The organism is Streptomyces sp. DH10, assembly GCF_029813805.1.
Classification (GTDB): domain Bacteria; phylum Actinomycetota; class Actinomycetes; order Streptomycetales; family Streptomycetaceae; genus Streptomyces; species Streptomyces coeruleofuscus.
The window spans coordinates 428,051-454,284 of the sequence record NZ_JARVKU010000001.1 but is presented as its reverse complement, the minus strand read 5'-3'; the positions used below and the strand labels follow the sequence as shown (position 1 = coordinate 454,284).

General features: G+C 72.4%; 20 protein-coding genes. All 20 read left to right on the top strand.

Features of this window, described 5'->3' with window-relative positions; translation table 11 throughout:
• Positions 1-70: 70 nt before the first annotated feature.
• The 20 genes from QC385_RS01925 (at position 71) to rfbC (ending at position 26,228) form a co-directional block, all read left to right on the top strand.
• A complete protein-coding gene (locus tag QC385_RS01925; protein WP_279539467.1) occupies positions 71-1,549 on the top strand; it encodes a sugar transferase in 1,479 nt (492 codons plus the stop codon).
• A gap of 102 nt (positions 1,550-1,651) precedes the next feature.
• The gene (locus QC385_RS01920) at positions 1,652-2,968 is read left to right on the top strand and encodes a nucleotide sugar dehydrogenase (RefSeq protein WP_279539466.1); all 1,317 of its coding nucleotides are present in this window, start codon (positions 1,652-1,654) and stop codon (positions 2,966-2,968) included.
• Between the two features lies 1 nt (position 2,969).
• Positions 2,970-4,238 (top strand): glycosyltransferase family 4 protein, encoded by a 1,269-nt coding sequence (locus QC385_RS01915; protein WP_279539465.1) that lies wholly within the window; start codon positions 2,970-2,972, stop codon positions 4,236-4,238.
• Positions 4,235-5,605: a Wzz/FepE/Etk N-terminal domain-containing protein gene (locus QC385_RS01910; RefSeq protein WP_279539464.1), complete on the top strand. Its 1,371-nt coding sequence runs from the start codon at positions 4,235-4,237 to the stop codon at positions 5,603-5,605. Before QC385_RS01915 ends, QC385_RS01910 begins: the two co-directional genes overlap by 4 nt.
• On the top strand, positions 5,602-7,155 hold the full coding sequence (locus QC385_RS01905) for a Wzz/FepE/Etk N-terminal domain-containing protein (RefSeq protein ID WP_279539463.1): 1,554 nt from the start codon (positions 5,602-5,604) through the stop codon (positions 7,153-7,155). Before QC385_RS01910 ends, QC385_RS01905 begins: the two co-directional genes overlap by 4 nt.
• Before the next feature lie 3 nt (positions 7,156-7,158).
• Positions 7,159-9,081, top strand: coding sequence for an asparagine synthase (glutamine-hydrolyzing) (gene asnB, locus QC385_RS01900; protein WP_279539462.1), 1,923 nt, complete (start codon positions 7,159-7,161; stop codon positions 9,079-9,081).
• A gap of 15 nt (positions 9,082-9,096) precedes the next feature.
• Complete coding sequence (locus QC385_RS01895) at positions 9,097-11,286, top strand: bi-domain-containing oxidoreductase (RefSeq protein ID WP_279539461.1); 2,190 nt, start codon at positions 9,097-9,099, stop codon at positions 11,284-11,286.
• Positions 11,283-13,226 (top strand): alginate lyase family protein, encoded by a 1,944-nt coding sequence (locus QC385_RS01890; protein WP_279539460.1) that lies wholly within the window; start codon positions 11,283-11,285, stop codon positions 13,224-13,226. The genes QC385_RS01895 and QC385_RS01890 overlap by 4 nt, the downstream gene beginning before the upstream one ends.
• Positions 13,227-13,234: 8 nt before the next feature.
• Positions 13,235-14,788: a right-handed parallel beta-helix repeat-containing protein gene (locus QC385_RS01885; protein WP_279539459.1), complete on the top strand. Its 1,554-nt coding sequence runs from the start codon at positions 13,235-13,237 to the stop codon at positions 14,786-14,788.
• Positions 14,778-16,013 (top strand): O-antigen ligase domain-containing protein, encoded by a 1,236-nt coding sequence (locus QC385_RS01880; protein ID WP_279539758.1) that lies wholly within the window; start codon positions 14,778-14,780, stop codon positions 16,011-16,013. The genes QC385_RS01885 and QC385_RS01880 overlap by 11 nt, the downstream gene beginning before the upstream one ends.
• Before the next feature lie 2 nt (positions 16,014-16,015).
• Positions 16,016-17,254, top strand: a complete 1,239-nt coding sequence (locus QC385_RS01875; protein ID WP_279539458.1) for a glycosyltransferase — start codon at positions 16,016-16,018, stop codon at positions 17,252-17,254.
• Positions 17,251-18,486: a class I SAM-dependent methyltransferase gene (locus QC385_RS01870; protein WP_279539457.1), complete on the top strand. Its 1,236-nt coding sequence runs from the start codon at positions 17,251-17,253 to the stop codon at positions 18,484-18,486. The genes QC385_RS01875 and QC385_RS01870 overlap by 4 nt, the downstream gene beginning before the upstream one ends.
• Complete coding sequence (locus QC385_RS01865) at positions 18,483-19,277, top strand: glucose-1-phosphate cytidylyltransferase (RefSeq protein WP_279539456.1); 795 nt, start codon at positions 18,483-18,485, stop codon at positions 19,275-19,277. The genes QC385_RS01870 and QC385_RS01865 overlap by 4 nt, the downstream gene beginning before the upstream one ends.
• Positions 19,274-19,921, top strand: coding sequence for a PIG-L deacetylase family protein (locus QC385_RS01860; protein WP_279539454.1), 648 nt, complete (start codon positions 19,274-19,276; stop codon positions 19,919-19,921). The genes QC385_RS01865 and QC385_RS01860 overlap by 4 nt, the downstream gene beginning before the upstream one ends.
• 3 nt (positions 19,922-19,924) lie before the next feature.
• Complete coding sequence (locus tag QC385_RS01855; RefSeq protein WP_279539453.1) at positions 19,925-20,950, top strand: NAD-dependent epimerase/dehydratase family protein; 1,026 nt, start codon at positions 19,925-19,927, stop codon at positions 20,948-20,950.
• Entirely contained in the window at positions 20,938-22,221 is a 1,284-nt protein-coding gene (locus QC385_RS01850; RefSeq protein WP_279539452.1) for a DUF4910 domain-containing protein, read from the top strand. Before QC385_RS01855 ends, QC385_RS01850 begins: the two co-directional genes overlap by 13 nt.
• Entirely contained in the window at positions 22,218-23,516 is a 1,299-nt protein-coding gene (locus QC385_RS01845) for a hypothetical protein (RefSeq protein WP_279539451.1), read from the top strand. The genes QC385_RS01850 and QC385_RS01845 overlap by 4 nt, the downstream gene beginning before the upstream one ends.
• Entirely contained in the window at positions 23,513-24,460 is a 948-nt protein-coding gene (locus tag QC385_RS01840; RefSeq protein ID WP_279539450.1) for a glycosyltransferase family 2 protein, read from the top strand. The genes QC385_RS01845 and QC385_RS01840 overlap by 4 nt, the downstream gene beginning before the upstream one ends.
• Complete coding sequence (locus tag QC385_RS01835) at positions 24,457-25,680, top strand: polysaccharide pyruvyl transferase family protein (RefSeq protein ID WP_279539449.1); 1,224 nt, start codon at positions 24,457-24,459, stop codon at positions 25,678-25,680. The genes QC385_RS01840 and QC385_RS01835 overlap by 4 nt, the downstream gene beginning before the upstream one ends.
• A complete protein-coding gene (gene rfbC, locus QC385_RS01830) occupies positions 25,677-26,228 on the top strand; it encodes a dTDP-4-dehydrorhamnose 3,5-epimerase (protein ID WP_279539448.1) in 552 nt (183 codons plus the stop codon). Before QC385_RS01835 ends, rfbC begins: the two co-directional genes overlap by 4 nt.
• The last annotated feature ends 6 nt before the right edge of the window (positions 26,229-26,234 follow it).

The following is a 26,234-nucleotide window of genomic DNA, read 5'->3' as shown; positions in this document are numbered from 1 at the left end:
GCGGGGGCCTCCCAGGGGGAGGAACAGTGTTGGGCGACACCGTCGAACCACTGGGAACCGGGGGGGTTCTGTGCGGCAGGGGGGATTAGTCGGCCCTTTATCGTCGGCGCGCGGGAGTCTGGCGAATGGGGCAATCAGCAGACCCGCGATCGACTGGGAGCAGCGGTACCGCCGTACCGTGATCTCCAGCGATACGGTGGCCACCGCCTTGGTGGTGGCGGCGATCGGCAACTTCTTCGGGGCCCGGGACGCGGCCGACTGGCACGAGAAGTGGGGAATCCTCGCATTCGGCACCGAGCTGCTGGTGCTCGGAGCGCTCGCGGTGAGCAGGTCGTGGTCTCCGGTCGTGCTCGGCCAGGGCGCCGAGGAGTTCCGCCGGCTCGGACGCTCATTGTTCGCGGCGACCGTCGTACTGGCGCTCGGCGGGATCGCTCTCACCTCGCGCAACATCAAGCTCTGGATCTTCGTCGCGGTCCCCGCGATCGCGCTGGTCACCATGACCGCGCGGTATCTGCTCCGCCTCTGGCTGCACAAACAGCGTAAGGAGGGACGGTGCCTGAGGCCGGTGCTCGCTGCCGGGAGCCCGGACACCTTGCGCGACCTGATCACCCGTACCCGCAAGTTCCCGCACCTCGGCTGGCGTGTGGAGGCGGTGTGCACGACGGACGGTCGCGGGCTCGACGGTGACCAAGTGGACGGAGTGCCGGTCGTCGGACAACTGGCGGACGTCGCCAAGCACGTCCGCCACGACGGCTACCGCGTCGTCGCGGTCACACCGGACCCGCACTGGTCACCGGACCGGCTCCAGCGGCTGGCCTGGAACCTCGAAGGCAGCGACACGGAGATGGTCGTGGCCCCCGTGCTGATGGAGGTGGCCGGGCCGCGGCTGCACGTCGACGCGGTGCTCGGGATCCCGCTGCTGCGGGTCAGCATGCCGGCCTTCAGCGGAGGGCGCCGGGTGATCAAGGGGGTGGTCGACCGGGTGGGCGCGGCGGTCCTGCTGGTGCTGTTCGCGCCGCTGATGGTGCTCGTCGGGCTGCTCGTGATCGTCGACAGTCGGGGCGGGGTGTTCTACCGCCAGCGCAGGGTCGGCAAGGACGGCCGCGAGTTCACCATTCTCAAGTTCCGCACCATGGTCGCCGGGGCTCACGGGGCACGTGCCGAGCTGGCCGACCGCAACGAGGGCGCGGGGCTGCTGTTCAAGCTCCGCCGGGATCCGCGGGTGACCCGGGTGGGAGCGGTGCTGCGCCGGTACTCGCTCGACGAGCTCCCGCAGCTCTTCAACGTGCTCACCGGCTCGATGTCGCTCGTCGGCCCGCGGCCTCCGCTGCCGGAGGAGTCCGCCGCGTACGACCCGGACATCCGGCGGCGGCTGCTGGTCAAACCCGGGCTCACCGGTCTGTGGCAGATCAGCGGACGCAGTGACCTGCCGTGGGAGGAGGCGGTCCGCCTCGACCTGCGGTACGTGGAGGACTGGTCGCTCGCCCTGGACACAGTGATCTTGTGGAAGACGCTGCGTGCGGTGATCCATGGGCAAGGGGCGTACTGATGCGCGCAGGCCGTCGTCCGGCCGGCGCGCGGACCGCAGGCCCCACGGGCCTGCTCGGGGGGATCGCAGGCCACAAGGGCCTGCCTGGGGGAGGGACGGGTCATGAGAGTCAGCGTTTTCGGGCTCGGTTACGTGGGCTGCGTTTCGGCCGCGTGCCTGGCCAGCATGGGGCACGAGGTCATCGGGGTGGACGTGAACCAGGCGAAGGTCGACTTGGTCAACGACGGCAAGGCCCCGGTGGTCGAGGAACGGATCGGCGAACTCGTCGCCGACGTCGTGCGCACCGGAGCGTTACGCGCCACCGGCGACGTCCGTGAGGCGATCATGGGCAGCGAGGTGTCGCTGGTCTGCGTGGGCACGCCGTCGGAGCCCAACGGCAGCCTGTGCACCACGTACTTGGAGCGGGTCACCGAGCAGATCGGCGCCGCGCTGGCCGAGCGGGGCGGGCGGCAGACCGTCGTGTTCCGCAGCACCATGCTTCCGGGCACCTGTCTGAACCTGCTGGTACCGATCCTCGAGAAGTACGTCGGCGGCACGGCCGGGGTGGACCTGGGGGTCGCGGTCAACCCGGAGTTCCTGCGCGAGGGCACGAGCGTGCGGGACTTCTTCGACCCGCCCAAGACCGTCATCGGCGAGCTCGACCCGGCAAGCGGCGACGCGGTGATGGCGCTGTACGACGGCCTGCCCGGCGAAGTGTTCCGGGTGCCGGTCCCGACAGCCGAGGCGATCAAGTACGCGGACAACGCGTTCCACGGCCTCAAGATCGGCTTCGCGAACGAGCTGGGCGCGGTGTGCCAGGCCCTCGGGGTGGACTCGCACCAGGTGATGGACGTGTTCCTGGCCGACCGCAAGCTGAACGTCAGCCCCGCCTACCTGCGGCCGGGCTTCGCCTTCGGAGGCTCCTGCCTGCCCAAGGACCTGCGCAGCCTGGTCCACGCGGCACAGCGGGCCGATGTCTCGGTGCCCATCCTCGCCCACGTGCTGCCCTCCAACTCCGCGCATCTACAGCGCGCGGTGGAGCTGGTCGAGCGCACCGGCAAGCGCCGGGTGGGCCTGTTCGGACTGTCCTTCAAACCCGGCACCGACGACCTCCGCGAGAGCCCGCTCGTCGAGCTGGCGGAGAGGCTCTTCGGCAAGGGGTACGACCTGCGGATCCACGACGCCAACGTGAGCCTCTCCCGGCTGATCGGCGCGAACCGCGAGTACATCGAGACCCGGCTGCCGCACCTCGCGCAGCTGCTCGCGGATTCCGTCGACGAGGTGCTCGAACACGCCGAGGTGTGCCTGGTCGGGACCAGGGATCCGGCCGTGCTGGCGGCGCTGCCCCATGGCGGCCGCCCGGTGATCGTCGACCTCATCCACCTTCCCGACGCCGAGGCGCGCCGGGCCGAACCGGGGTACGTGGGCCTTGCTTGGTGACATGGCGTCAGATGGCATATCCGGCGGCGACCGGCCGGGCCGGCGCGCGCTGATCCTGGTGGAGAACCTGTCGGTGCCCTTCGACCGGCGGGTGTGGCAGGAGTGCACGACGCTGCGCGACGCGGGCTGGACGGTGCACGTCATCTGTCCCCAGGGGAGCAAGCGGGACACGGAGCCGGAGGCGGAGATCGACGGGGTGCGGATCCACCGCTACCCGTTGCGCGCGGCCACCGGAGGACCGGCCGGCTACCTGCGGGAGTACGGATCGGCGCTGTGGCACACGGCCCGGCTGGCCCGCAAGGTCGGCCCGGTCGACGTGGTCCACGCCTGCAACCCGCCCGACCTGCTGTTCCTGCCCGCGCTGTGGCTGAAGAGGCGCGGCGCGCGGTTCGTCTTCGACCAGCACGACCTGGTGCCCGAGCTGTACCTCTCCCGGTTCGACCGCGGCGAGGACCTGCTCTACCGCGCCGTGTGCGCGCTGGAACGGCGGACCTACCGGGCCGCGGACATCGTGCTCGCCACGAACGAGAGCTACCGAGACGTCGCGGTGCGCCGCGGTGGCCGGCGGCCGGAGGACGTCTTCGTGGTGCGCAGCGCACCCCAGACCGACCGGTTCCAACCGGTGCCGCCCGAGCCGGAGTTGAAGCGCGGCAAGCCTCATCTGCTGTGCTACCTCGGCGTCATGGGCCCTCAGGACGGCGTCGACTACGCCTTGCGTGCCCTCGCGAAGCTGCGTGACGAGCTCGGGCGGACCGACTGGCACGCGGTGTTCGTCGGCTCCGGTGACGCCTTCGACGCGATGGTCGAGCTGTCCCGGCGGCTCGGGCTCTCGGAGCGGGTGCAGTTCACCGGGCGCATCCCGGACGCCGACCTGGTGCGCTACCTGTCCACCGCGGACGTGTGCCTTTCCCCCGACCCGCGCAATCCGCTCAACGACGTGTCGACCATGAACAAGGTCCTGGAGTACATGGCGATGGGCCGGCCGATCGTCTCCTTCGACCTCCGGGAGGCGCGCGTCTCCGCCGGTGACGCCGCCGTCTACGCGCCCGCCAACGACGAGGCCGCATTCGCGGGACTCATCGCGCTGCTCCTCGACGACCCGGAGAAGCGGGCCCGGATGGGCAGGACCGGCCAGGAGCGGATCAGCGGGCCGCTCTCCTGGCGGAACTCGCAAGCGTCTCTGCTCGCCGCCTACGCCGCCGCCTGCCGTGACCAGACCCCGGTGTCGGCGGGCGACCCGGTCCGCACAGGGAAGAGGCAGCGCAGTTGAGCGAGGACACCATACGCCTGGCCACCATCGGGCGGATTCTCCGCCGGCGCGGGCGGCTTCTCGCCACCCTCGCCGTGGTGGGCGCGCTCGTCGGCTACGGCACCTCGCTGGTGTTTCCGCCGCGGTACACCACGTCGGCATCCGTCCTGCTGCCGGGGCAGTGGGAAGAGCGCGAACTGCTGACCCAGGTGGACGTCGCGACCAGTTCGACGGTGGTCGACCGCGCGGCCGCCACGCTCGGCTGGAGGGGCGTCGGCGGCGCCGAGCTGCGGGACCGGGTGACCGCCGAGGCCGCCGACGGGAACATCATCGAGATCTCCGGTACGGCCGACACCCCGGAGCGCGCCCAGCGGCTCTCCGACCAAGTGGCCCGGCAGTTCGTCGAGTTCGCCGCGCGGATCGCGGGCGGCGGCACCGACGCCGAAGCGGCCACCGAGCCCGAGGAGCTGCGGAAGAAGGTCGAGGAGACCAACCGCCGCATCACCGACCTGGCCCACGCGGCCGGTCCGGGGCAGACCGTGGAGAGCGTGCAGGGCCGCACCGCGCTCGAGAAGCTGCGCACCTCGCTGGAACAGGCCATGAGGAAGCTGGACGAGGCCGACCCGGCGACCAGCAAGGCCGGCATGGTCGTCATGGGCCCGGCGGTCCGGCCGACCGGCGAGGCACCGCCGACGAGGACGCAGCTCATCGTCGCCGGGGCGCTGCTGTTCTTCCTGCTCGCGGTCATCGGCCATCTCGCCGCCGCACGGACGAATCGCCGGCTGCGCACCGAACCGGAGATCTCCGCGGCACTGGGCTCGGCACTGCTCGGCACCGTCGACGTGCCCGAGGAGCCAAGCGGCGCGCACCGGCCGGAAGACCGCGTCCCACGGGCCCGGATCCGCCGCCTCCTCGGTCTCGACACCCGGTGGGACCTGCCGACGCCGCCGAGCTCGGGCGACGAGGCCGGCAGACGGATCCGCTACCGGCGGGTCTGCACCCGCCTCCGGGACCGGCTGCCGGCCCCCGGGCGGCTGCTGGTCGTCGTACCGGACGGGGACGAGATCGCCCGCCGGGCCGCCGGACAGCTCGTCGCCGAGGCCGATGGCGATCCGCTGCTGCGGGTGGTGGAGGTCTCGGTGGACCGGCCGGTCGTGCCGGACCGCGACACCGAGTCCGGTGCCCTGGTCGTCCTCAGCGCGGGCAGCCGGACCGCGGAGGAACTCGCCGGCATCGCCGAGGCGTGTGCGGACGGCGGGCATGAGGTGGCCGGCGTCGTCGTCGCCGGAACGGTCCGGATCCGTCCGACGCGGTCCGCCGGCCGGCCTCCGGACGACGCCACTCCCGCGCTCGCGGTTCGCGGCCATGCGACGGGAGGTTCGGTGTGACGACGAGCACGACGTCGGAGTCGTCGGCAGCCGCTCCGCTCTTCGACCTCCAGGCGCTGGTGGTGGCGGTGCGCAGGCGCCGCCGCATCTGGTGCGCCATGGCGCTGCTGGGACTGCTGGCCGGCGCGGCGGTGGCGGTCCTGATGCCGCCGCCGCCGACCGCGGTGACCAAGGTGCTGGTCGCGCATCGGGAGGACCAGCCGAACGACACCGGAACGCTGATCCGCACCGACGTCGAGCTGCTGGGGACCACGCGGATCGCCGGCAAGGCCCTGGAGGCCCTCGACTCCCGGGAAAAACCTGAGGACTTCATGCGGGACTACCGGGGTACCGGCTTGACCAACAACCTGCTGCGGATCGATGTGACAGGCGACAGCGACGCGCAAGCGGTGGCCCGGGCCAGGGCGCTGGCCGAGGCGTTCGTCGCGGACCATGTGCGGCGGATGCGGGAAACCGCGAAGGCCGAGTCCGAGGCCCTGCTCGACCAGCGTGACCGCATGCGGGAGGAGCTCGCCCAGGTCAACGAGGCGATCGGAGACCGGTCGGCGCAGAGCGACCCGAAAGCGTCGGCGAGCATGGAGTCGCTCTTCGCCCGCCGGGCCGAACTCGACTCACGGATCGCCGATTTCGACCAGCGCGCCGCGGAGGCGCGCACCGGCACACCCGGGGTCGTCTCCGGCACACAGATCGTGGACGCCCCGCGCGCGGTGCGGCACTCCCTGCCCAGGGCCGCCGCCACCAACGCCGCGATCGGGCTCGTCCTCGGGCTGGTCCTCGGGCTCGCGGTGGCCGCCGTCGGCACGGTGGTGGCGGACCGCCCCGTGCTACGACGGGACATCGCGGCGAACCTCGGCGCCTCGGTCATCGCGGAGCTGCCCCGCCGGCCGGGCAGGCCGTGGCGGCGCCGACGGACCCGAGCGGCACGGATGAGGCTCACCCGGACCCTGGCCCGCACCGTGCGCGGCTCCGCGGAACCGCTGTCACTGCTGGAACTGGGCTGCGCGCGCGGCACGAGCGCGCTGGCCCTGGACCTCGCCCGGGCCATGGCGGCGGACGGGCCGGTGGCCGTCATCGACGGTCTGCCAGGACCGCAGCTCGCGAACCGCCGCCCGAAGCCGGGAGACCCCGCCGTGGTCAGCGGCGAGCCCGCCGCGGATGTGTCCCCTCACGAACGCCGGATCGGCGTCGGATCGGTGGCGCCCGGCACGGCCTGGACCGACCTCCAGTACCTCGGCACCCGCACCGTGCTCGTCGTGCGGGCCGGGCACGGCAGCGCCGCATGGCTGCACACCGTGGCACGGCAACTGGCGGACCAGCGCATCGAGGTGACCGGGGTGGTGCTGATCGACCCCGATCCGCGTGACCGGACCGACGGCACGCTGTGGGACGGGCCGCACACCGCGCTGCGCGGCCGGACCGAACGGCCGGCCTGGCAGAACGGTGGGGGTACCTCCCACGCCGTTCAGGCAGTGGGGGAGGGCCCGGCGCGGACGGAGCGGCAGCCGCTGTGGGCCGCACGGATCCCGGACAACGAGCAGGAGGCGCGGTAGGACATGTGTGGCATCGCAGGCACTTACCGATGGCCGGACGGGAAGGCCGTGACCGACCGGCTCACCGAAACCCTCGCCCACCGAGGTCCGGACGGGGCGGGCCGCTACGGCCACCCCGTCGGCGACGGCGAAGTGCAGCTGGGGCACCGCCGGCTGGCCATCATCGACCTGTCCGGGACCGGCGCCCAGCCGATGGTCTCCGACGGCCTCGCCCTGACGTACAACGGCGAGCTGTACAACGCTCCCGAGCTGCGGGCCGAACTGGCAGCCGCCGGGGTGCGCTTCCGCGGCACCTCCGACACCGAGGTGCTGCTGGAGGCCTGGCGGCGCTGGGGCACGGACTGCCTGCCCCGGCTGCGCGGCATGTTCGCGTTCGGGATCTTCGACGAGCGCACCGGTGAACTGGTCCTTGTCCGCGACCAGTTGGGCATCAAGCCGCTGTTCCTGCTCCGGCGCGGCACGGGCCTGGCCTTCGCATCCGAGCTCAAGGCGCTCGCCGCCGCGACCGGCGGGAAGCTGGAGGTCGACCACACGGCGCTGGTGGCCTCGCTGCTGTACTACTGGGTGCCGGACTCGCGCTGCGCGTTCCGCGAGGCGGAGAAGCTGCCGCCGGGGAGCTGGCTGAGGTGCCGGCCCGACGGACGGGTGGAGCGCGGCCGGTACTGGAACCTCCGGGACGTCGCCCACGAGGCCCGGGACGGTGAACCACCGGATCTCGCCGCCGTCGTGGAGGAGTCGACCCGGCGCCACCTGCTCTCCGACGTCCCCGTGGCGACGTTCCTCTCCGGCGGCCTCGACTCCAGCTACCTGACCGCCCTCGCGGCCCGCCACCGGCCCGGGATCTCCGCCTACACGATCGGATTCCGCGCCGAGGACGCCAAGTTCGAGGCGATGCCGGACGACCTGCGCTACGCCCGGCAGGTGGCCCGGCGGTTCGGCGTCGACCTGCACGAGATCGAGATCGCCCCGAACGTGCTCGACCTGCTGCCGCGGATGACGTACCACCTGGACGAGCCGATCGGCGACCCCGCCGCGATCAACACGTACCTGATCTGCTCCGCCGCCCGCGAGGCCGGGATCAAGGTGATGCTCTCGGGGATGGGCGCCGACGAGCTGTTCGCCGGGTACCGCAAGCACCTGGCCAACCTGCTCGCGCTGCGCTACCAGCGCGTCCCGCGGCCCGTGCGCCGCGGCCTGTCCCGGGCCGTGGACCGGCTGCCGGTCGCCACGTCCCGCCGGGGCTACCGGTCGGTGCGCTTCGCGAAACGGTTCCTCTCCTTCGCCGACCTGCCGGAGGAGACCGCGTTCCGGCGCAGCTACACCATGTACGACCAGGAAGAGCTGCTCGCCCTGGTCGCCCCGGACCTGGCCGGGACGGTCGAGGACGTACTCACCGAGCACGCGGACACCTACCAGGACAACGACCTCGACGACTTCGTCAACCGCATGTGCCTGACCGACGCCCGGATGTTCCTGCCGGGCCTGAACCTCGCGTACACGGACCGGTCGAGCATGGCCGCGTCGACCGAGGTGCGGGTGCCGTACGTGGACGTCGAGGTGGTCAGGGCGGCGTTCGCCGTACCCGGCGATCGCAAGATCGTCGGACGACAGGGGAAGGCCGTCCTCAAGGAGGCGGCCGCCTCGGTCCTGCCCCGGGAGATCGTGTACCGGCCCAAGGGTCTGTTCAGCGCCCCGCTGCGCGCCTGGATGAGCCGGGACCTGGCACCGCTGGTACGCGAGGTGGTGCACGACGGCGAGCTCGTGCGTTCCGGGTTGCTGCGCCGCGACGCGCTGGCGCGGATGGTCGCCGAGGACGCCGCCGGGCAGCGGGACTTCTCCAAGCATCTCTGGCACGTACTGACCCTCGAGTACTGGTATCGCGACGCGACCTCCGGGTCCGGTCAGAGCTCTCGGTCATCGGCTTAGGAATCAGGAGTTCGGGTGAAACAGGTTGTGCAGAACTACAAGAGCGGCGAGCTGGCGGTGCTCGACGTGCCGGTACCGGGGTGCAAGCCGGGCGGTGTGCTGGTCCGCAGCGCCTTCTCACTGATCTCGACCGGGACCGAGCTCATGAAGGTGTCCGAGGCCGGCATGTCGATGCTGGGCAAGGCCCGTTCCCGCCCGGACCAGGTGGCCAAGGTCATGCAGAGCGTGGCCACCAACGGGGTGCCGGCCACCTACCGCAAGGTGATGGGCAAGCTGGACTCCTACACGCCGCTGGGCTACTCGCTGTGCGGGGTGGTCGAGCAGGTCGGCGCCGGGGTCGACGACGTGGCGGCCGGTGACCTCGTGGCCTGCGCCGGCAACGAGCACGCGCTGCACGCCGAGCTGAACTGGGTGCCGAGGAACCTCTACGCCCGGGTGCCGGACGGCCTCGAGCCGCGGCACGCGGCCTTCGGCACCGTCGGGTCGATCGCGTTGCAGGGCGTCCGCCAGGGTGAACCGCAGCTCGGTGAGGTGGCACTGGTCATCGGCCTCGGGCTGATCGGGCAGCTGGTGGTGCAGCTCCTGGCCGCCTCGGGAGTCCGCGTCGTCGGCGCCGACCCCGACCCGGCGCGCTGCGAGCTCGCCGAGCGCCTGGGCGCCGCGGCCGCCGGCGATCCGGCGTCCGCGGCCGTGAAGTCCGCCGTCGCCGACCTCACCGGCGGGCACGGCGTGGACCAGGTGTACCTGGCCGCCGGCGGGGGCAGCAACCAGCCCGTCGAGCTGGCCGCCGAGCTGAGCCGGGACCGCGGCCGGGTCGTCGACATCGGCAAGTGCCGCCTGGACCTGCCGTGGAACGCGTACTACGAGAAGGAACTCGACGTCCGCTTCTCCCGGTCGTACGGCCCCGGGCGCTACGACCCGGAGTACGAGCTGGAGGGGCGGGACTACCCGATCGGCTACGTGCGCTGGACCGAGCGCCGCAACCTGGCGTGCTTCCTCGGCCTCCTCGCCCGCGGCAGCGTCGACGTGGAGCCCTTGATCTCCCACATCGCCGAATTCGACGACGCCGTCGAGACGTACCAGCGCCTGAAGGACGGCGAACTGAAGGCCGTGGCCGTGCTGTTCCGGTACCCCCGACGGGCGGGGGAGGCGGACGCCCCTGCGAAGGCCCCTGCGGTCGCCGTGCCCGCGGTGAACGTGAAGCCGGCTCCCGTCCGGGTCGCCAGGACGCCGGTGCGCCTCGCGTTCGTCGGCGCGGGAAACTACGCGACGTCGATGCTGCTGCCGCACCTGGCACAGCGCGACGGCGTCGAGTTGTCCACGGTCGTCACCACGACGGCGCTGTCCGCGGCCAACGCGCAGCGCACATTCGGCTTCGCCGAGGCGACCACCGACCTCGACGCCGTACTCGGCGACAAGTCCGTCGACGCGGTCTTCGTCGTCACCCGGCACAGCTCGCACGCCGAACTGACCCGGCGGGCACTCCTGGCCGGCAAGACCGTCTTCGTGGAGAAGCCCCTGGCCCTCACCGAGGACGAGCTGGCCGGGGTGCTCGCGGCCGTGGAGGAGTCCGGCAACGACCGGTTGCAGGTCGGCTTCAACCGCCGGTTCTCGCCACTGCTGCGGGAGGCCCGGCAGCGCTTCGGTACCCGGACCGGTCCGGCCAACCTCCGCTACCTGGTCAACGCGGGCCGGCTGCAACACGGAAGCTGGTACCTCCAGCAGGGCACCGAGGGCTCCCGGTTCGCCGGCGAGGGCGGACACTTCATCGACACGGCGAGCTGGCTGCTCGACGCCGACCCGGTATCGGTGTACGCGGTCGCCCCGTCCGGCAACGAGGACCTCCAGGTCGTGCTGCGCTACCCGGACGGGTCCACCGCCACCATCAGCTACGTCACCACCGGCCCCGCCGGATTCCCCAAGGAGACGCTGGACCTGGTCGCGGACGGCCGTGCGCTGCGGCTCGACGACTTCGTCCGTGCCGCTGTTTACGATGGCCGCCGGAAGCGGTGGGTCAGTTCGCGGCTGCCCAAGGCCCGGGACAAGGGCCAGTCCGCCGAACTGGCCGCCTTCGTCAAGGCCGTGCGGACCGGCGGGCCGATGCCGGTGCCGCTCCAGTCGCTGGTCGCCACCACGGCGGCCACCCTCGCCGTGCGGGCCGGCCTGGTAGGCGGTGCGCCGGTGACGCTGGCGAGGCCGCGATGACCATGAGCGCGGGCTGGTACCTGCGGCGGCTGTCCCGGATGGGACCGCGAGAGGTCGGCGGCCGGGCGGTCGACGCGGTGCGCAGGCGGCGGTGGCGGTCGGCGCGGCCGGCCTGCCCGAGCGTGACCGGCGCCCGGTTCACCGCCGTACTGCCCGCCGGGACGATCGCCGCGATACCCCCGGACGCCGCGAAGCGTCTCATCGCCGAGGCGGACCGGCTGATGTACGGGCACGCCGAGTACTTCGGTGTGGTCCGCGACGACCTGACCGACCCCGACTGGTGGTACGACCCGAAGACCGGGCGCCGGGCTCCGTGGGGCCACGCCTTCGACGTGCCGTACCGGAACGAGGACGCGGTCGGGGACATCAAGCAGATCTGGGAGCCGTCCCGGCACCAGTACCTGACCCAGCTCGCCGCCGCCTACGCGATCACCGGGAACGAGCGGTACGCCGAGCGGGTGGCCGAGCACCTGCGGTCGTGGTGGGCGGCCAACGCGCCGCTGCGCGGGGTGCACTGGATCAGCGGCATCGAACTGGGCATCCGGCTGCTGTCCTGGGTGTGGATCCGCCGGCTGCTCGACGGCTGGCCGGGCGCGGCCGGGCTGTTCGAGGGCAACCCGGTCGCGCTGAACCAGATCTGGCACCACCAGCGCTGGCTGGCCGCCTTCCCCAGCCGGGGGTCTTCGGCGAACAACCACGTCATCGCCGAGGCGGCCGGGCAGTTGGCGGCGGCCTGCGCGTTCGGTTGGTTCCCCTCCTCGGCGCGGTGGCGGGCCGACGCGCTGCGGTCACTGGAGCGGCACCTGCGAGGCAACACCTTCGACTCCGGTCTCAACCGCGAGCTGGCCACCGAATATCACGGACTGGTGCTGGAGCTCGGCCTGGCCGCGGTGGCCGAGGCGGATGCCGCCGGCGTGCCGGTTCCCGCGTCGATCCGGCTGGTGCTGCTGCGGATGACCGACGCGCTCGCGGCCATAGTGGACGGCCGCCTGCGTCCGCCGCGCCAGGGGGACGCGGACGACGGGCACGGCCTCGTCCTCGACGGCGCGGGCACCGACCGCTGGGGCTCGCTGCTGGCCACCGGGGACGCGGTGTTCGGCCGACTCGCGTGGTGGCCGAAGGTGACCGGCACCGATGTGCGCACCCCGCTGCTCGCCGCGCTCATCGGACCCATCCGACCCGCCGCGACCCGCCCGGCGAGCCGGCCGGCGCACTTCGCGGACGCGGGGCTCACCATCCTGCGCGGCCCGGAGGAGATCTGGTGCCGCTGCGACGGTGGTCCGCACGGCTTCCTGTCCATCGCCGCGCACGCCCACGCGGACGCGCTGTCCGTGGAGGTCCGGCACGACGGGGTCGACGTGCTCGCCGACCCGGGGACGTACTGCTACCACGGGCAGCCCGAATGGCGGCAGTACTTCCGGTCGACCCTCGGCCACAACACCCTGGAGCTGGACGGCGGCGACCAGTCCGTCTCCGGCGGCCCGTTCCTGTGGCTCAGGCAGGCCAGGAGCCGCGTGCTGGCCGTGGACCCCTCCGGTGAGGGGGTGTCCCGCTGGTGTGCCGAGCACTACGGATACCAGCGCTCCGTGCACCGCCGCCGGGTGGAGCTGACGGCCGTGAGCCGGGAGCTGAGGGTGGTCGACGAGGTGCGCGGCCCGAGCCGGGACGTACGCCTGGCGTTCCACCTCGGCCCCGCGATCGCCGCGGACCTGGTGGGGAACCGGGCGGTGCTCACCTGGAACCGGGACGGCGAGGGGCGTTCGGCGGTGCTCGACCTGCCCGGACAGTTGACCTGGCAGGCGCATCGCGGCGAGACCGGCCCGCCGCTGGGCTGGTACTCCGCCGGATTCGGGCGCAAGGAACCCACCACCACACTGGTCGGCACCGGCTTCGCCGACGGCGCGGAAGGGTTCACCACCGTACTCAGGTTCCGCGGCTAGGGGGCCGGGTGGGGATCAAGAGGCGGCACTGGGCGTGGGCGGCGGCACCGCCGGCGCTGGCCCTGTTGGTGGCGACCGGCTGTGAGAGCCCGGGCACGAGCACCAGCACTCCGGACGCCAGGGCGAAGCCGACCGCCCCGGCGTCGTCCACGCCCGTGGCGCGGGTGTGCGCCGAGCCCGCGGCCGGGCCGGCGAAGGCGCCGGCGGGCGCGGTGACGGTCGACCCCGCGGTGGTCGGTGACCTGGCGGCGAAGACCAGGAACAACCCTCCGCACACCACGTTCTGGCTTCGCCCCGGCAAGCACAGCCTCGCCCCGGACCGCTACGCCCAGGTCATCCCCAAGCAGGGGAACCGCTACCTCGGCGCCCCGGGCGCGGTGCTCGACGGCCGGAAGACCAACCAGTACGCGTTCGGCGGCAGCGCCCGCGACGTCACCATCCGCCACCTGACCGTGCAGCGTTTCGTCGCGCCGCATGACGAGGGCGTCGTCAACCACGACTCGGCCGACGGGTGGGTGATCGAGCACGCCACGATCCAGAACAACTCCGGCGCCGGGCTGATGGCCGGTGCCCGCCAGCGGGTCCGCGCCAGCTGCCTGCGCGGCAACGGCCAGTACGGCATGAACGCGTACAAGGCCACAGGCCGCATCAGCGGTCTGGTGGTCGAGGGCAACGAGATCACGGGCAACAACACCGGCGGCTGGGAGCGGCGGCGGAAGGGCTGCGGCTGCACCGGAGGCGTGAAGTTCTGGGCCGTCGACGGCGCCGACGTGCGTGGCAACTGGGTGCACGGCAACCGCGGAACAGGGCTGTGGGCCGACACCAACAACAACGACTTCCGCATCGAGAACAACGTGGTCGAGGCCAACGAGGGTGCCGCGCTGATCTACGAGACCAGCTACAACGCCGTCATCCGGAACAACACGATCCGGCGGAACAACTGGGTCGAGGGCCGCAGGCAGGCCGACCGCGGCGACAACTTCCCGTTCGCGACCGTCTACCTGTCCGAGTCCGGCGGCGAACCACGGATCCGAGCCCGCACGGACAAGATCGAGATCTACCGGAACGTGCTGGAGAACAACTGGTCCGGGATCACCCTGTGGGAAAACGCCGACCGGTTCTGCAACAGCCCGGCCAACACCTCGTCCGGTGACTGCACTTTGCTCGTGCGGGACACCGACCGCTGCGCGAAGCCGGCGATCACCCGGCCACCGCTCTACGCCGACTGCCGGTGGAAGACGCAGCGGGTGGACATCCACGACAACCGCTTCGCGCTGGACAAGTCCGTCGTCAAGTGCGCGGCGAAGTGCGACCGCATGGCGGTACTGGCCAACTACGGCACCTATCCGGACTGGTCGCCGTACCAGGGGGAGAAGGTGGCGGAGGCGATCACCCACGAGCAGGACAACCGCTGGCACGACAACGTCTACCTCGGCCCGTGGAAGTTCGTCGCCCACGACCCGAGCCGGGTGCTCGACTCAGGGCAGTGGCAGGGCCCGCCGTACGAGCAGGACGCGGGCAGCACCTTCGCGGAACGGGCCGGTGGCCGAGATGGACCGTGACCGCACCACCACACCGAAGACCGTCGGGATCGTCTGGGGGCTGCTGGTCCTCAACACACTCGGCTCGGCCGGGGCGAAGACCATCGTCCCGCTGCCCCGCTCCCTCATCCAGATGGTCACCATGGGCGCGCTGGTCGCCGCGTTCGCGCTGGCGCTCGCGGTCAATCTGCGGCTGCGCCTGCGAGCCGGCGCCTTCATGTTCCTGCTCACCCTGCTGCTGGTGCCGAGCGTGATCTCCAGCGCGCACCTGGAGTCCGGGTTCGGCGCGCTGTTCCGCTGCGCCCGGCTGGCTCTCTTCATCGGCACGCTGTGGCTGCTCAGCCGCTGGTGGGACGGGGGCACGACGTTCGTCCGGCACCACATCCGGATGTACTTCGCGGTGCTCGGGTCGGTGGCCGCCGGCCTGGTCATCGCACCGGGCGCGGCCCTGCCCGAGCTCTACGGCGGGCGGCTGGTCGGTGCGTTGTGGCCGCTCACCCCGCCGCAGATCGGACAGTACGCCGCGGTGATCACCGGGCTCACCGTGCTGCTCGTGCTGGGCCGCCGGACCGACAGGGCCGGCGCGGCGCTGGTCATCGTGCCGTCACTGGTCCTGCTCGCGTTGACCCACACCCGGACGGCCACGCTCGGCCTGCTCATCGGTCTGGCGCTGGCGATCGGCTCGCTCGTCCTGACCAGCGCCGCCGCCCGCCGGTTCTTCACCTGGGCGGTGCTGTGCGCCGCGGTGGCCGCGGTGGGGTTCACCTCCGCGCTCCAGGCCTGGTTCCTGCGCGGACAGAGCCAGGAGCACTTCACCAGCCTCACCGGCCGGGCCAAGGTCTGGGACGCCCTGCTGGCGGCGCCCCGGACGACCACGGAGCAGTTGCTGGGCGTGGGCCTGGGCGACAAGTCGTTCGGCGGGCTGCCGATCGACAACAGCTGGCTGGCCGTCTACCACGAGCAGGGCCTGACCGGGGTCTCCTTGGTGGCGGCGATCATCATCGTGCTGGGCGGCGTCGCGCTGCTGCGGCCGCCGTCGCTGTCGAGGGCCTGCGCGATCTTCCTGATCAGCTACTGCGCGATCGCGTCGTACACCGAGGCCGGCCTCGGCGACGCCTCGCCGTATCTGCTGCACCTGGCCGTCGCCGCCTCGCTGCTCGCGGCACCCGCCCCGGCCGTTCCTCTCGACGCCCGGAGTCCCTCGATGACGCATCCCGTGCCGGCCCGGAGATCGGAGGTGACCTGACCATGCACGTCCTCGTGGTGCACAACCGCTACGCCTCGGCGCAGCCGAGCGGGGAGAACAGGGTCGTCGACCAGGAGGTGGAGCTGCTGCGCGGAGCCGGCCACCGGGTCGAGGTGTTCGAGCGGCGCAGTGACGACATCGCCGCCCGGTCCCTCCTCGCCAAGGCCGCGGTGCCGCTCCTGGTGCCGTGGAACCCGGCGGTCCGCGCGGAACTCGCCGCCCGGCTCCGCAGCGAGCGACCGGACGTGGTCCACGTCCACAACGTCTTCCCGCTCCTGTCGCCCGCCGTGCTGGCCGCCTGCGCCGACGCCGGCGTGCCCGCCGTCGCCACGCTGCACAACTACACCCAGGTCTGCCCGCCCGGCACGCTCCAGCGGGACGGCCGGCCGTGCACCGAGTGCGTCGGGTCGGCCCCGCTGCCCGCCGTCCGGCACGGCTGCTACCGCAACTCCCGGCTGGCGACGGTGCCGCTCGCGGTCAGCCTGTCGGTCAACCGGCGGCGGTGGTGGTCCGGCGTGGAGCGGTTCTTCTGCATCTCCGCGGCGCAGCGCGACGTCCTGGTGCGGTCCGGCATGCCGGCCGAGCGGCTGGCGGTGAAGCACAACTTCGTGCCCGACCCGGGCTCCTGCCGAACGGGCCCCGGCGAGCACGTGCTCTACCTCGGCCGGCTCGCGGAGGCCAAGGGCGTACGGCTGCTCATGGCCGCGTGGGACGAGATCGCGGCGAGCGGCGGTGTGGGCGTACCACTCGTGATCGCCGGGGCGGGGCCACTGGAGCCGGAGGTGACCGCCTGGGCGGCGGGCCGGGACGACGTGCGCCACGTCGGCCTGTACGACCCGGCTCAGTGCCGTCAGGCCATCGAGCGGTCGGTCGCCGTGGTGGCCCCCTCGACGTGGCTGGAGGCGTTCGGCCTGGTGGTCGTGGAGGCGATGGCGGCGGGGGTCCCGGTCGTCGCCGCCGGTCACGGCGCCTTCGTCGAACTCGTCGAGGACGGCGTGACCGGGCTGCTGCACCGGCCGGGCGAGCCCGCCTCGCTCGCGTCCGGCATACGCCGGATCGCGGCCGGGCCGGCCCGCAACCGGGAGATGGGCCGGGCGGCCCGGCGCCGCTACGAGCAGGGGTTCAGCCCGGCCGTCGGGCTGGAGCGCCTGGTGGAGGAGTACCGCACCGCGATCGCGGGGCGGACGGAATCAAGCGGACCGAATCAATGGGGGACGGAATCAATGGGGGGCAGTAGATGACACGATGCCGACTCTGCGGCTCGGCGACGCCGGCGAGCGTCGTCGACCTGGGAGCGACGCCGCCGTGCGAGAGCTTTCTCGCCGCGGACCAACTGGACCAGCCGGAGCCGGCGTACCCGCTGCACCTGCGGGTCTGCACCGACTGCTGGCTCGCGCAGATCCCGCCGCTGATCACGCCGGAGGAGACGTTCAAGGAGTACGCGTACTTCTCCTCGTACTCGACCTCCTGGGTGGAGCACGCGCGCACGTTCGTCGCCGACGCCGTACAGCGGGTGGGACTCGGCCCCGACGCCTTCGTGGTCGAGGTCGCGAGCAACGACGGGTACCTGCTGAAGCACGTGGTGGACCGGGGGATCCGCTGCCTCGGCATCGAGCCGTCGGTGAACGTCGGCGCCGCGGCGCGCGAGGCGGGCGTTCCCACGCTCACGGAGTTCCTGAGCCCGGACACCGGCTCGGCCGTCCGCGCCGAACACGGCGCGGCGGACCTGGTCGTGGCCAACAACGTGTACGCGCACATCCCCGACGTGGTCGGGTTCACCCAGGGCCTGCGCGCCCTGGTCGCCGACGACGGCTGGGTCTCCATCGAGGTGCAGCACCTGCTGACCCTGATCGAGGAGAACCAGTACGACACGATCTACCACGAGCACTTCCAGTACTACACGGTCGCGTCCGCGACCCGAGCCCTCGCGAGCGGCGGACTCGCGCTCGTGGACGTCGAGTTGCTGCCCACGCACGGCGGCTCCCTACGGCTGTGGGCACGGCCGGCCGAGGTGGCCGGCGAGCCGACGCAGCGGGTGGCCGACGTGCTGGCGCGGGAGAAGGCCGCCGGGTTGCAGGAGCTGTCCGGGTACACCGAGTTCTCCGCCCGGGTGGCCAAGGTGCGCCGGGACCTGCTGCGGTTCCTCATCGAGGCGGCCGAGCGCGGCGAGACGGTCGTCGGCTACGGAGCCCCGGGCAAGGGCAACACCCTGCTCAACCACTGCGGCATCCGGCCCGACCTGCTCCCGTACACGGTCGACCGCAACCCCTACAAGCACGGCAGGTTCACGCCGGGCACGCGCATCCCGATCCTGCCACCCGAGCGGATAGCCGCCGACAGACCGGACTACGTCCTCGTCCTGCCGTGGAACCTGCGGGCCGAGCTGGTCGAGCAGCTGTCCTTCGTGCACGACTGGGGCGGCCGGCTGGTCTTTCCCATACCGGAACTGAGCATTGTCGAGGTCAAGGCATGAAGGTCGTTCTGTTCTGCGGCGGTTACGGGATGCGGATGCGAAGCGGTGCCGCGGACGACGTGCCCAAGCCGATGGCGATGGTCGGCCCGCGACCGCTGATCTGGCACGTCATGCGCTACTACGCGCACTTCGGGCACACGGAGTTCATCCTGTGTCTCGGATACGGAGCCCACCACATCAAGGACTTCTTCCTCAACTACGAGGAGACGGTGTCCAACGACTTCGTACTGCGGGGCGGGCGGACCGAGCTGCTGTCCACCGACATCGCGGACTGGACGATCACCTTCGCGCAGACCGGCATCGAGTCACCGATCGGGGAGCGGCTGCGCCGGGTTCGCCACCACCTGGACGGCGACGAGATGTTCCTCGCCAACTACGCCGACGTGCTCACCGACGCCCCGCTGCCGGAGATGATCGACCGGTTCGCCCGGCGCGACGCCGGCGCGTCGATGATGGTGGTGCCGCCGCAGTCCTCCTTCCACTGCGTGGACCTGGGCGAGGACGGCCTGGTGGGGGGCATCACCGCGGTGAGCGAACTGCCGCTGTGGGAGAACGGCGGCTACTTCGTGCTCCGCCAGGAGGTCTTCGACCACATCCCGGAGAACGGGGACCTGGTCGCCGACGGATGCGCCCAACTGGCCAAGCACGGAAGGCTGGTGGCGCACCAGCACCGCGGCTTCTGGAAGCCGACCGACACCGTGAAGGAGCGGGCCGCGCTCGACGACGCCTACGCCCGGGGCGACCGACCGTGGGCCGTGTGGGAACGGGACGGCGCGGGGGTGAGCGCGTGATCCGGCTCGGGACCGGGCGCCTGGACCGGATCGTCGCGGTGGGAGCGCACTGCGACGACATCGCCATCGGCGCCGGCGGCACGCTGCTGACGCTGTGCCTCGCGCGGCCGGGTATCCGCGTCGACGCCCTGGTGCTCTCCGGCGGCGGCAGCGAGCGGGAACAGGAGGAGCAGGCCGCGCTCGCCGCCTTCTGCCCGGACGCCGACCTGCGGCTGACCGTGCACAAGCTGCCGGACGGCCGGCTCCCCGCGCACTGGGAAGAGGCCAAGGCCGCGGTCGAGGAACTGCGCGGGCAGACCGATCCGGATCTGATCCTGGCCCCGCGCACCGATGACGCGCACCAGGACCACCGCGGCCTGGCCAAGCTGATGTCCACCGCCTTCCGCGACCACCTCGTGCTCGGCTACGAGATCGTCAAGTGGGACGGCGACCTCGGCCGTCCGCCGGCGTACCAGCCGCTGTCGCCGGAGATCGCCGAACGGAAGGTGCGACTGCTCCAGGAGCACTACCCCTCGCAGCGGCACCGGCCCTGGTACGACCGGGAGGCCTTCCTCGGGCTGGCCCGGATCCGCGGCATCGAATGCCACGCGCGCTACGCCGAGGCGTTCGCCGTCACCAAACTCACGCTCGATCTGGGGGAATGAACCGTGCGCGTACTGCTGACCGGACACCAGGGCTACCTGGGCACCGTGATGGCCCCGGTCCTCGCGGCCGCCGGACACGAGGTCGTCGGCCTCGACGCCGGCCTGTTCGCCGACTGCGTCCTCGGCCCGACGCCCGCCGACCCGCGGGGGCATCGGGTGGACCTGCGCGACGTCACGGCCGACCACGTGGCCGGGGTGGACGCCGTGATCCACCTGGCCGCCCTCTCCAACGACCCGCTGGGATCGCTGGCGCCGGAACTCACCTACGACATCAACCACCACGCGTCCGTGCGGCTGGCCCGGCTGGCCCGCGACGCCGGAGTACGGCGCTTCCTGTACGCGTCGACCTGCTCGGTCTACGGCGCCGCCGGCGGCGACGACCTGGTGGGCGAGGACGCCCCGCTGCGCCCGGTGACGCCGTACGCGGAGTCCAAGGTGCGGGTGGAGGACGACCTGCACGCGCTGGCCGACGGCGACTTCACCCCCGTGTTCATGCGCAACGCCACCGCCTTCGGCTACTCGCCCCGGCTGCGCGCCGACATCGTGCTCAACAACCTGGTGGGCCACGCGCTCCTGTCCGCCGAGGTGCTGGTGCTCTCCGACGGCACCCCGTGGCGCCCGCTGGTGCACGCCGCCGACATCGCACGCGCCTTCGCGGCCGCGCTGACGGCGCCGCGGGAAGCCGTGCACGACCGGGCGTTCAACATCGGCAGTGAGACCAACAACGTCACGGTCGCCGAGATCGCCGGGCAGGTCGCCGAGGCGGTACCCGGCTCGAAGGTGGTGATCACCGGGGAGACCGGGGCCGATCCGCGGTCGTACCGGGTGGACTTCTCCCGGTTCCGCGCCGCGATACCCGGCTTCGACTGCGAGTGGACGGTGAAGCGGGGCGCGCTCGAACTCGCCGACACCTACCGGAAGTTCGGCCTGACCCGGGAGGACTTCGAGCGACGCTTCACCCGCCTCGCCGTGCTGCGCGCGGCGTCCGGCGCCGGTACCGTCGACGACACCCTGCGGTGGCGCCCGTGACCGAGATCGGTGAGGAGATGTACGCGCTGGTGGAGCGGCTGTACCCGCTGTGCCGGAGCATCACCGGCGACGGTGTGCGCGCCACCTTGGACATCGTCGGGGAGTACATCCCGCTCCAGACGCACGAGGTGCCGACCGGCACGCAGGTGCTCGACTGGACCGTGCCGCGGGAGTGGAACATCCGCGACGCGTACATCGCCGACACCACCGGCCACCGGGTCGTCGACTTCGCCGCGTCCAGCCTGCACGTGCTCGGCTACAGCGTGCCCGTGTCGGCGACCATGCCGCTGGCCGAGCTGCGGGAACACCTGCACACCCTGCCGGACCACCCGAGCTGGGTGCCGTACCGCACCAGCTACTACAAGCCGGAATGGGGGTTCTGCCTGGCCCAGGACACCCTGGACGCGATGCCGGACGGCGAGTACGAGGTGCGCATCGACTCCACCCTCGCGGACGGCCACCTCACCTACGCCGAGCACGTGGTCCCGGGGCAGGTCCCCGACGAGGTGATCGTCTCCTGCCACGTCTGCCACCCGTCGCTGGCCAACGACAACCTCGCCGGCATCGCGGTGGCGACGTTCCTGGCCCGGGCGCTGGCCCGGCAAACGCCCTACTACACCTACCGGTTCATCTTCGCGCCCGGCACCATCGGGGCGATCACCTGGCTCGCGCGCAACGCGGAGCGGGTGGAACGGGTCAAGCACGGCCTGGTGCTGGCCTGCGCCGGTGACCCGGGGGACCTGACGTACAAACAGAGCAGACGCGGTGACGCGGAGATCGACCGGGTGATGCGGCACGTGCTGGGCGCCTCCGAACGCCCGCACCGCGTCACCGAGTTCACTCCGTACGGCTACGACGAGCGGCAGTTCTGCTCACCCGGCTTCGATCTCGGCGTGGGCTCGCTCACCCGCACCCCGTACGCCGGCTACCCCGAGTACCACACCTCGGCGGACAACCTGGACTTCGTCTCCCCGGAGGCGATGACGGACACGCTCGCCGTCTGTCGCGAGGCGTTCGCCGTCCTCGACCGCAACCGCCGGTACGTCAACCTGAACCCCTACGGCGAACCGCAGTTGGGCCGGCGCGGGCTGTACGACGCGCTCGGCGGCCGCAGCGACACCAAGCAGGCCCAGATGGCCATGCTCTGGGTGCTCAACCTCTCCGACGGCGAGCACAGTCTGCTGGACGTCGCCGAGCGGTCCGGGCTGCCGTTCGGCACCGTCGCGGCAGCGGCCGACGCCCTGCACGGCGCCGGGCTGATCAAGGCATGACGCCGGTGACCACCGAGGGGGAGAGGACGAGACCGAAGGCGGCGAACGCCGGGCGGGCCCTCGCCGGTCGGCTGTCCTGGGGACTGGCCGACCAGGCGGCCTCCAGCCTGTCCAACTTCGCGGTGGGCATCTACGTGGCCCGCTCGCTGGGCGTGACCGCGTTCGGCGTGTTCAGCCTCGCCTGGGTGACCTACGGCGTGGTGCTCAACGTCTCCCGCGGGCTGGCCACCGACCCGCTCATGGTCCGCTTCAGCGGTGTGCCGGACGCGGCCTGGCGCGGGGCGGTGGCCCGGTCGTCGGGTGCCGCGCTCGGCGTCGGTGCCGTGCTCGGCGCGGCGTGTCTGGTGGTCGGCGTCGGCGTCGGCGGCCGTGTGGGGCCCGCGTTCGCCTGCCTCGGCGTCGTCCTGCCGGGGCTGCTGCTGCAGGACGCGTGGCGGTTCGCGTTCTTCGCCGCCGGCGCCGGGCGGAAGGCGTTCGTCAACGACCTCGTGTGGGGCATCGCGCTCGTCCCCGCCCTGGTGGTGGCGGCCCGCGTGGGCAGCGTGGCCGCCTTCGTGCTCGCCTGGGGCGGATCCGCCGCGGTGGCCGCCGTGTGCGGCTGCTTCCAGTCCGGCATCCGGCCCCGTCCGACCGGAGCACGCCAGTGGCTTCGCGCGCACCGCGACCTCGGCTACCGGTACCTCGTCGAGAACGTCAGCAACAGCGGCGCGAGCCAGCTGCGGGCCTACGGGCTCGGCGCGATCGTCGGAGTCGGCGCGGTGGGTGTGATCCGGGGAGCAGAGCTCCTGCTCGGACCGTTCCTCGCGGTGCTGATGGGGCTGTCGCTGGTCACCGTCGCGGAGGCGGCACGGGTGCTGCGGCGGGCCCCGCACCGCCTCGGCCCGTTCTGCCTCTTGCTGGGCGGCGGACAGGCCGTCGCCGCGCTGCTCTGGGGCGGCGCGCTGCTGCTGGTGCCAGGCCGGGTCGGTGAGCTCGTCCTCGGCGGCGTCTGGCACTCCGCCGCGGAGCTCATCGTGCCGGTCACGCTCGGCGTCGCGGGCGCCGGACTCGGCACCGGCGCGGCGGCCGGGCTGCGCGCGCTCGGTGTCGCCCGGCGCAGCCTGCGCGCCCAACTGCTCGCCTCCGCCTGCTATCTCGGCGGCGGACTCGGCGGGGCGGTCGCCGCCGGCACGGTCGGCTCCGCCTGGGGCGTCGCCGCCGCGACCGCCTGCGGCTCGGCCGTGTGGTGGCTGCACCTGCGGACCGCCCTGCGCGAACACCGCCAGATCCCCATCCCCGAAGTGAGGACACCATGACCGCCCAACCCAGGCTGAGCATCGGCCTGCCCGTCTACAACGGCGAGCAGTACCTCGCCGAGTCGCTCGACGCCCTGCTCGGCCAGACCTACGAGGACTTCGAGCTGGTCATCTCCGACAACGCCTCGACCGACGGGACCCGGGACATCTGCCGCACGTACGCGGCCCGGGACTCACGCATCCGGTACATCCGCCTGTCGCGGAACATCGGCGCCGCACCGAACCACAACCACGTGTTCACCGAGTGCCGCGGCGAGCTGTTCAAGTGGGCCTCGCACGACGACCTGTACGCCCGCGACCTGCTGCGGCGCTGCGTGGAGGCGCTGGACGAGCGGCCCGACGTGATCCTCGCGCACTCCGGCCAGGCGGTCATCGACGGCGACGGCCAGGTCAAGGTCCCGTACGAGTACGGGCTCGCCACCGACTCGCCGTACGCGCCGGAGCGCTTCCGCAGTCTGCTGTTCGAGCCCGGCGGTGACGACTTCTACGGGGTGATGCGAGCCGATGTGCTGCGCCGGGTGAAGCCGCACGACAGCTACCACCACGCGGACCGCACGTTCGTCGCCGAGATCGTCCTGCACGGGCCCTTCCACCAGGTGCCGGAGCTGCTGTACTTCCGCCGCGACCACCCCACCCGCGCCGAGCGGGCGAACCCCTCCAAGCGGTCCCGGTGCGTCAACCTGGACCCGCGCCGGGCCGGTCCGCTGCACCCGACGCCCCGGCTGCTCGCCGAGTACGTCCGGGGCTTCGTCACGGCGATCCGGCGGGCGCCGCTGTCCCCGGCCGAACGGCGCGCGTGCTACCGCCACCTGGCCGCCTGGATGACCAGCCGCATCCGGCCGGGCGCCGGCGAGCGGGTCGAGGACCGCGACCCGGTCGAACCGGGAGGGCACATTGCCGCCGTCGACGCCCTGGTCGCCGGCCGTGAGGGGAGGCGGGCATGACCTCGGTGCGGGTGGGGGTGTTCGGCCTGCTCGGCTCCGGCAACCTCGGCAACGACGGGTCGCTCGAGGCCGTGCTCGGGTACCTCCGCGCCGAGCACCCGGAGGCGGTCGTGGACGCGCTGTGCGGCGGACCCGAGGTCGTCGCGGCCCGGTACGGGATCCCCGCGACGCGGCTGCACTGGTACCGCGGGGAGTACCGGACCGCGTCACGTGCGGGCGCGATCGCGGGGAAAGCGCTGGGCAAACTCGTCGACGCCGTCCGCACCGCCGCCTGGGTGCGCCGGCACGATGTGGTGATCGTGCCGGGCATGGGCGTCCTGGAGGCCACGCTGCCGCTGCGGCCGTGGGGCTTCCCGTACTCGCTGTTCCTGCTCTGCGCGACCGGCCGGCTGTTCGGCACCCGCGTCGCGCTGGTCAGCGTCGGCGCCGCCGCGATCGGCAGCCGGCCGACCCGGGCCCTGGTGCGCTGGTCGGCGCGGCTGGCCACGTACCGCTCCTACCGGGACACCCAGTCCCGCGACGCGATGCGGGCGATGGGCGTGGGCACCACGCGCGACGAGGTCTACCCGGATCTCGCCTTCGCCCTGCCGACCCCGCCGGCCAGCACGCCCCCGGGCCGGCCGGGCCCGGTCTGCGTCGGCGTCATGGCCTTCCACGGCGGCGACGACGACCGCGCCCGGGCCGAGGAGATCCACCGGCGCTACCTCGACGGGACGACCCGGTTCGTCCGCGCGCTGGCGAACGACGGCAGGCCGGTCCGGCTGCTCACAGGCGACGCGTGCGACGCTCCGGTGGTCGCCGCGATCCTCGACGCGGTGGACTCACCGCTGGTCACCGCCGCCGAGGCGGCCTCGCTGACCGACCTGATGAAGGAGACGGCGGCTGCCGACGCCGTGGTGGCGACCCGGTACCACAACCTGGTCTGCGCGCTGAAGGCCGGCACACCGACGCTCGCGCTCAGCTATGCGGCGAAGAGCGACGCGCTCATGGACCGGATGGGCCTCGGCGCGTACTGCCACCCGGCGCGCGAGGTCGACGCCGACCGGCTGCTGGAGCAGTTCCGGGCGCTGGAGAAGGGGTCGGCGCAGCTGCGGCGGACGCTCTCCGAGCGGAACCAGGTCGCCGAGCGGCAACTCGACGACCAGTTCGCCTCCTTGACCGCCGCCCTGTTCCCGACGACAGACCACGCCCACGCCCACGCGTACCGGGAGGCTCCATGAAAGCGACCGAAGTCCCGGAGATCTCCGGTGCGTACCTGTTCGAGCCGACGCCGTACGCCGACGAGCGCGGCTTCTTCTGCCGCACCTTCGACGCCGACGTGGTCCGCTCGGTGGGTCTCGACCCGGACGCCTTCGTCCAGGACAGCGTGTCCCGCTCGGTCCGGGGCGTGCTGCGCGGCCTGCACCTGCGCTCCGGCGCCGGCGAGGCCAAGCTTGTGCGGTGCTCGTACGGCAAGATCTTCGACGTCGTCGTGGACCTGCGGACGGACTCGCCGACGTACCTGGGCCGGGCCTTCTTCGAGCTGTCCGACGAGACCCAGACGACCCTGTACATCCCGGCAGGCTGCGCGCACGGCTTCCAGGCGCTGACCGAAACCGCCGACACCTCCTACCGGATCGACCGCCCGCACGATCCGGCCGAGGACGTGACGATCGCCTTCGACGACCCGGAGCTCACCGTCCCCTGGCCGCTGCCGGTCACCTCGATGTCCCAGCGGGACCGGGAGGCGCCGAGCCTTGCCGAGGTCCTGAAGCAACGAGAGAAGTGAGGCCGG

Excerpts from the sequence above, each read along its gene's own strand:
- QC385_RS01865 (WP_279539456.1), top strand. The coding sequence starts at position 18,483 with ATGAAGGTCGTTCTGTTCTGCGGCGGTTACGGGATGCGGATGCGAAGC.
- QC385_RS01875 (WP_279539458.1), top strand. The coding sequence starts at position 16,016 with ATGCACGTCCTCGTGGTGCACAACCGCTACGCCTCGGCGCAGCCGAGC.
- QC385_RS01915 (WP_279539465.1), top strand. The coding sequence starts at position 2,970 with ATGGCGTCAGATGGCATATCCGGCGGCGACCGGCCGGGCCGGCGCGCG.
- QC385_RS01890 (WP_279539460.1), top strand. The coding sequence starts at position 11,283 with ATGACCATGAGCGCGGGCTGGTACCTGCGGCGGCTGTCCCGGATGGGA.
- asnB (WP_279539462.1), top strand. The coding sequence starts at position 7,159 with ATGTGTGGCATCGCAGGCACTTACCGATGGCCGGACGGGAAGGCCGTG.
- rfbC (WP_279539448.1), top strand. The coding sequence starts at position 25,677 with ATGAAAGCGACCGAAGTCCCGGAGATCTCCGGTGCGTACCTGTTCGAG.
- QC385_RS01840 (WP_279539450.1), top strand. The coding sequence starts at position 23,513 with ATGACCGCCCAACCCAGGCTGAGCATCGGCCTGCCCGTCTACAACGGC.
- QC385_RS01870 (WP_279539457.1), top strand. The coding sequence starts at position 17,251 with ATGACACGATGCCGACTCTGCGGCTCGGCGACGCCGGCGAGCGTCGTC.
- QC385_RS01845 (WP_279539451.1), top strand. The coding sequence starts at position 22,218 with ATGACGCCGGTGACCACCGAGGGGGAGAGGACGAGACCGAAGGCGGCG.
- QC385_RS01880 (WP_279539758.1), top strand. The coding sequence starts at position 14,778 with ATGGACCGTGACCGCACCACCACACCGAAGACCGTCGGGATCGTCTGG.
- QC385_RS01920 (WP_279539466.1), top strand. The coding sequence starts at position 1,652 with ATGAGAGTCAGCGTTTTCGGGCTCGGTTACGTGGGCTGCGTTTCGGCC.
- QC385_RS01835 (WP_279539449.1), top strand. The coding sequence starts at position 24,457 with ATGACCTCGGTGCGGGTGGGGGTGTTCGGCCTGCTCGGCTCCGGCAAC.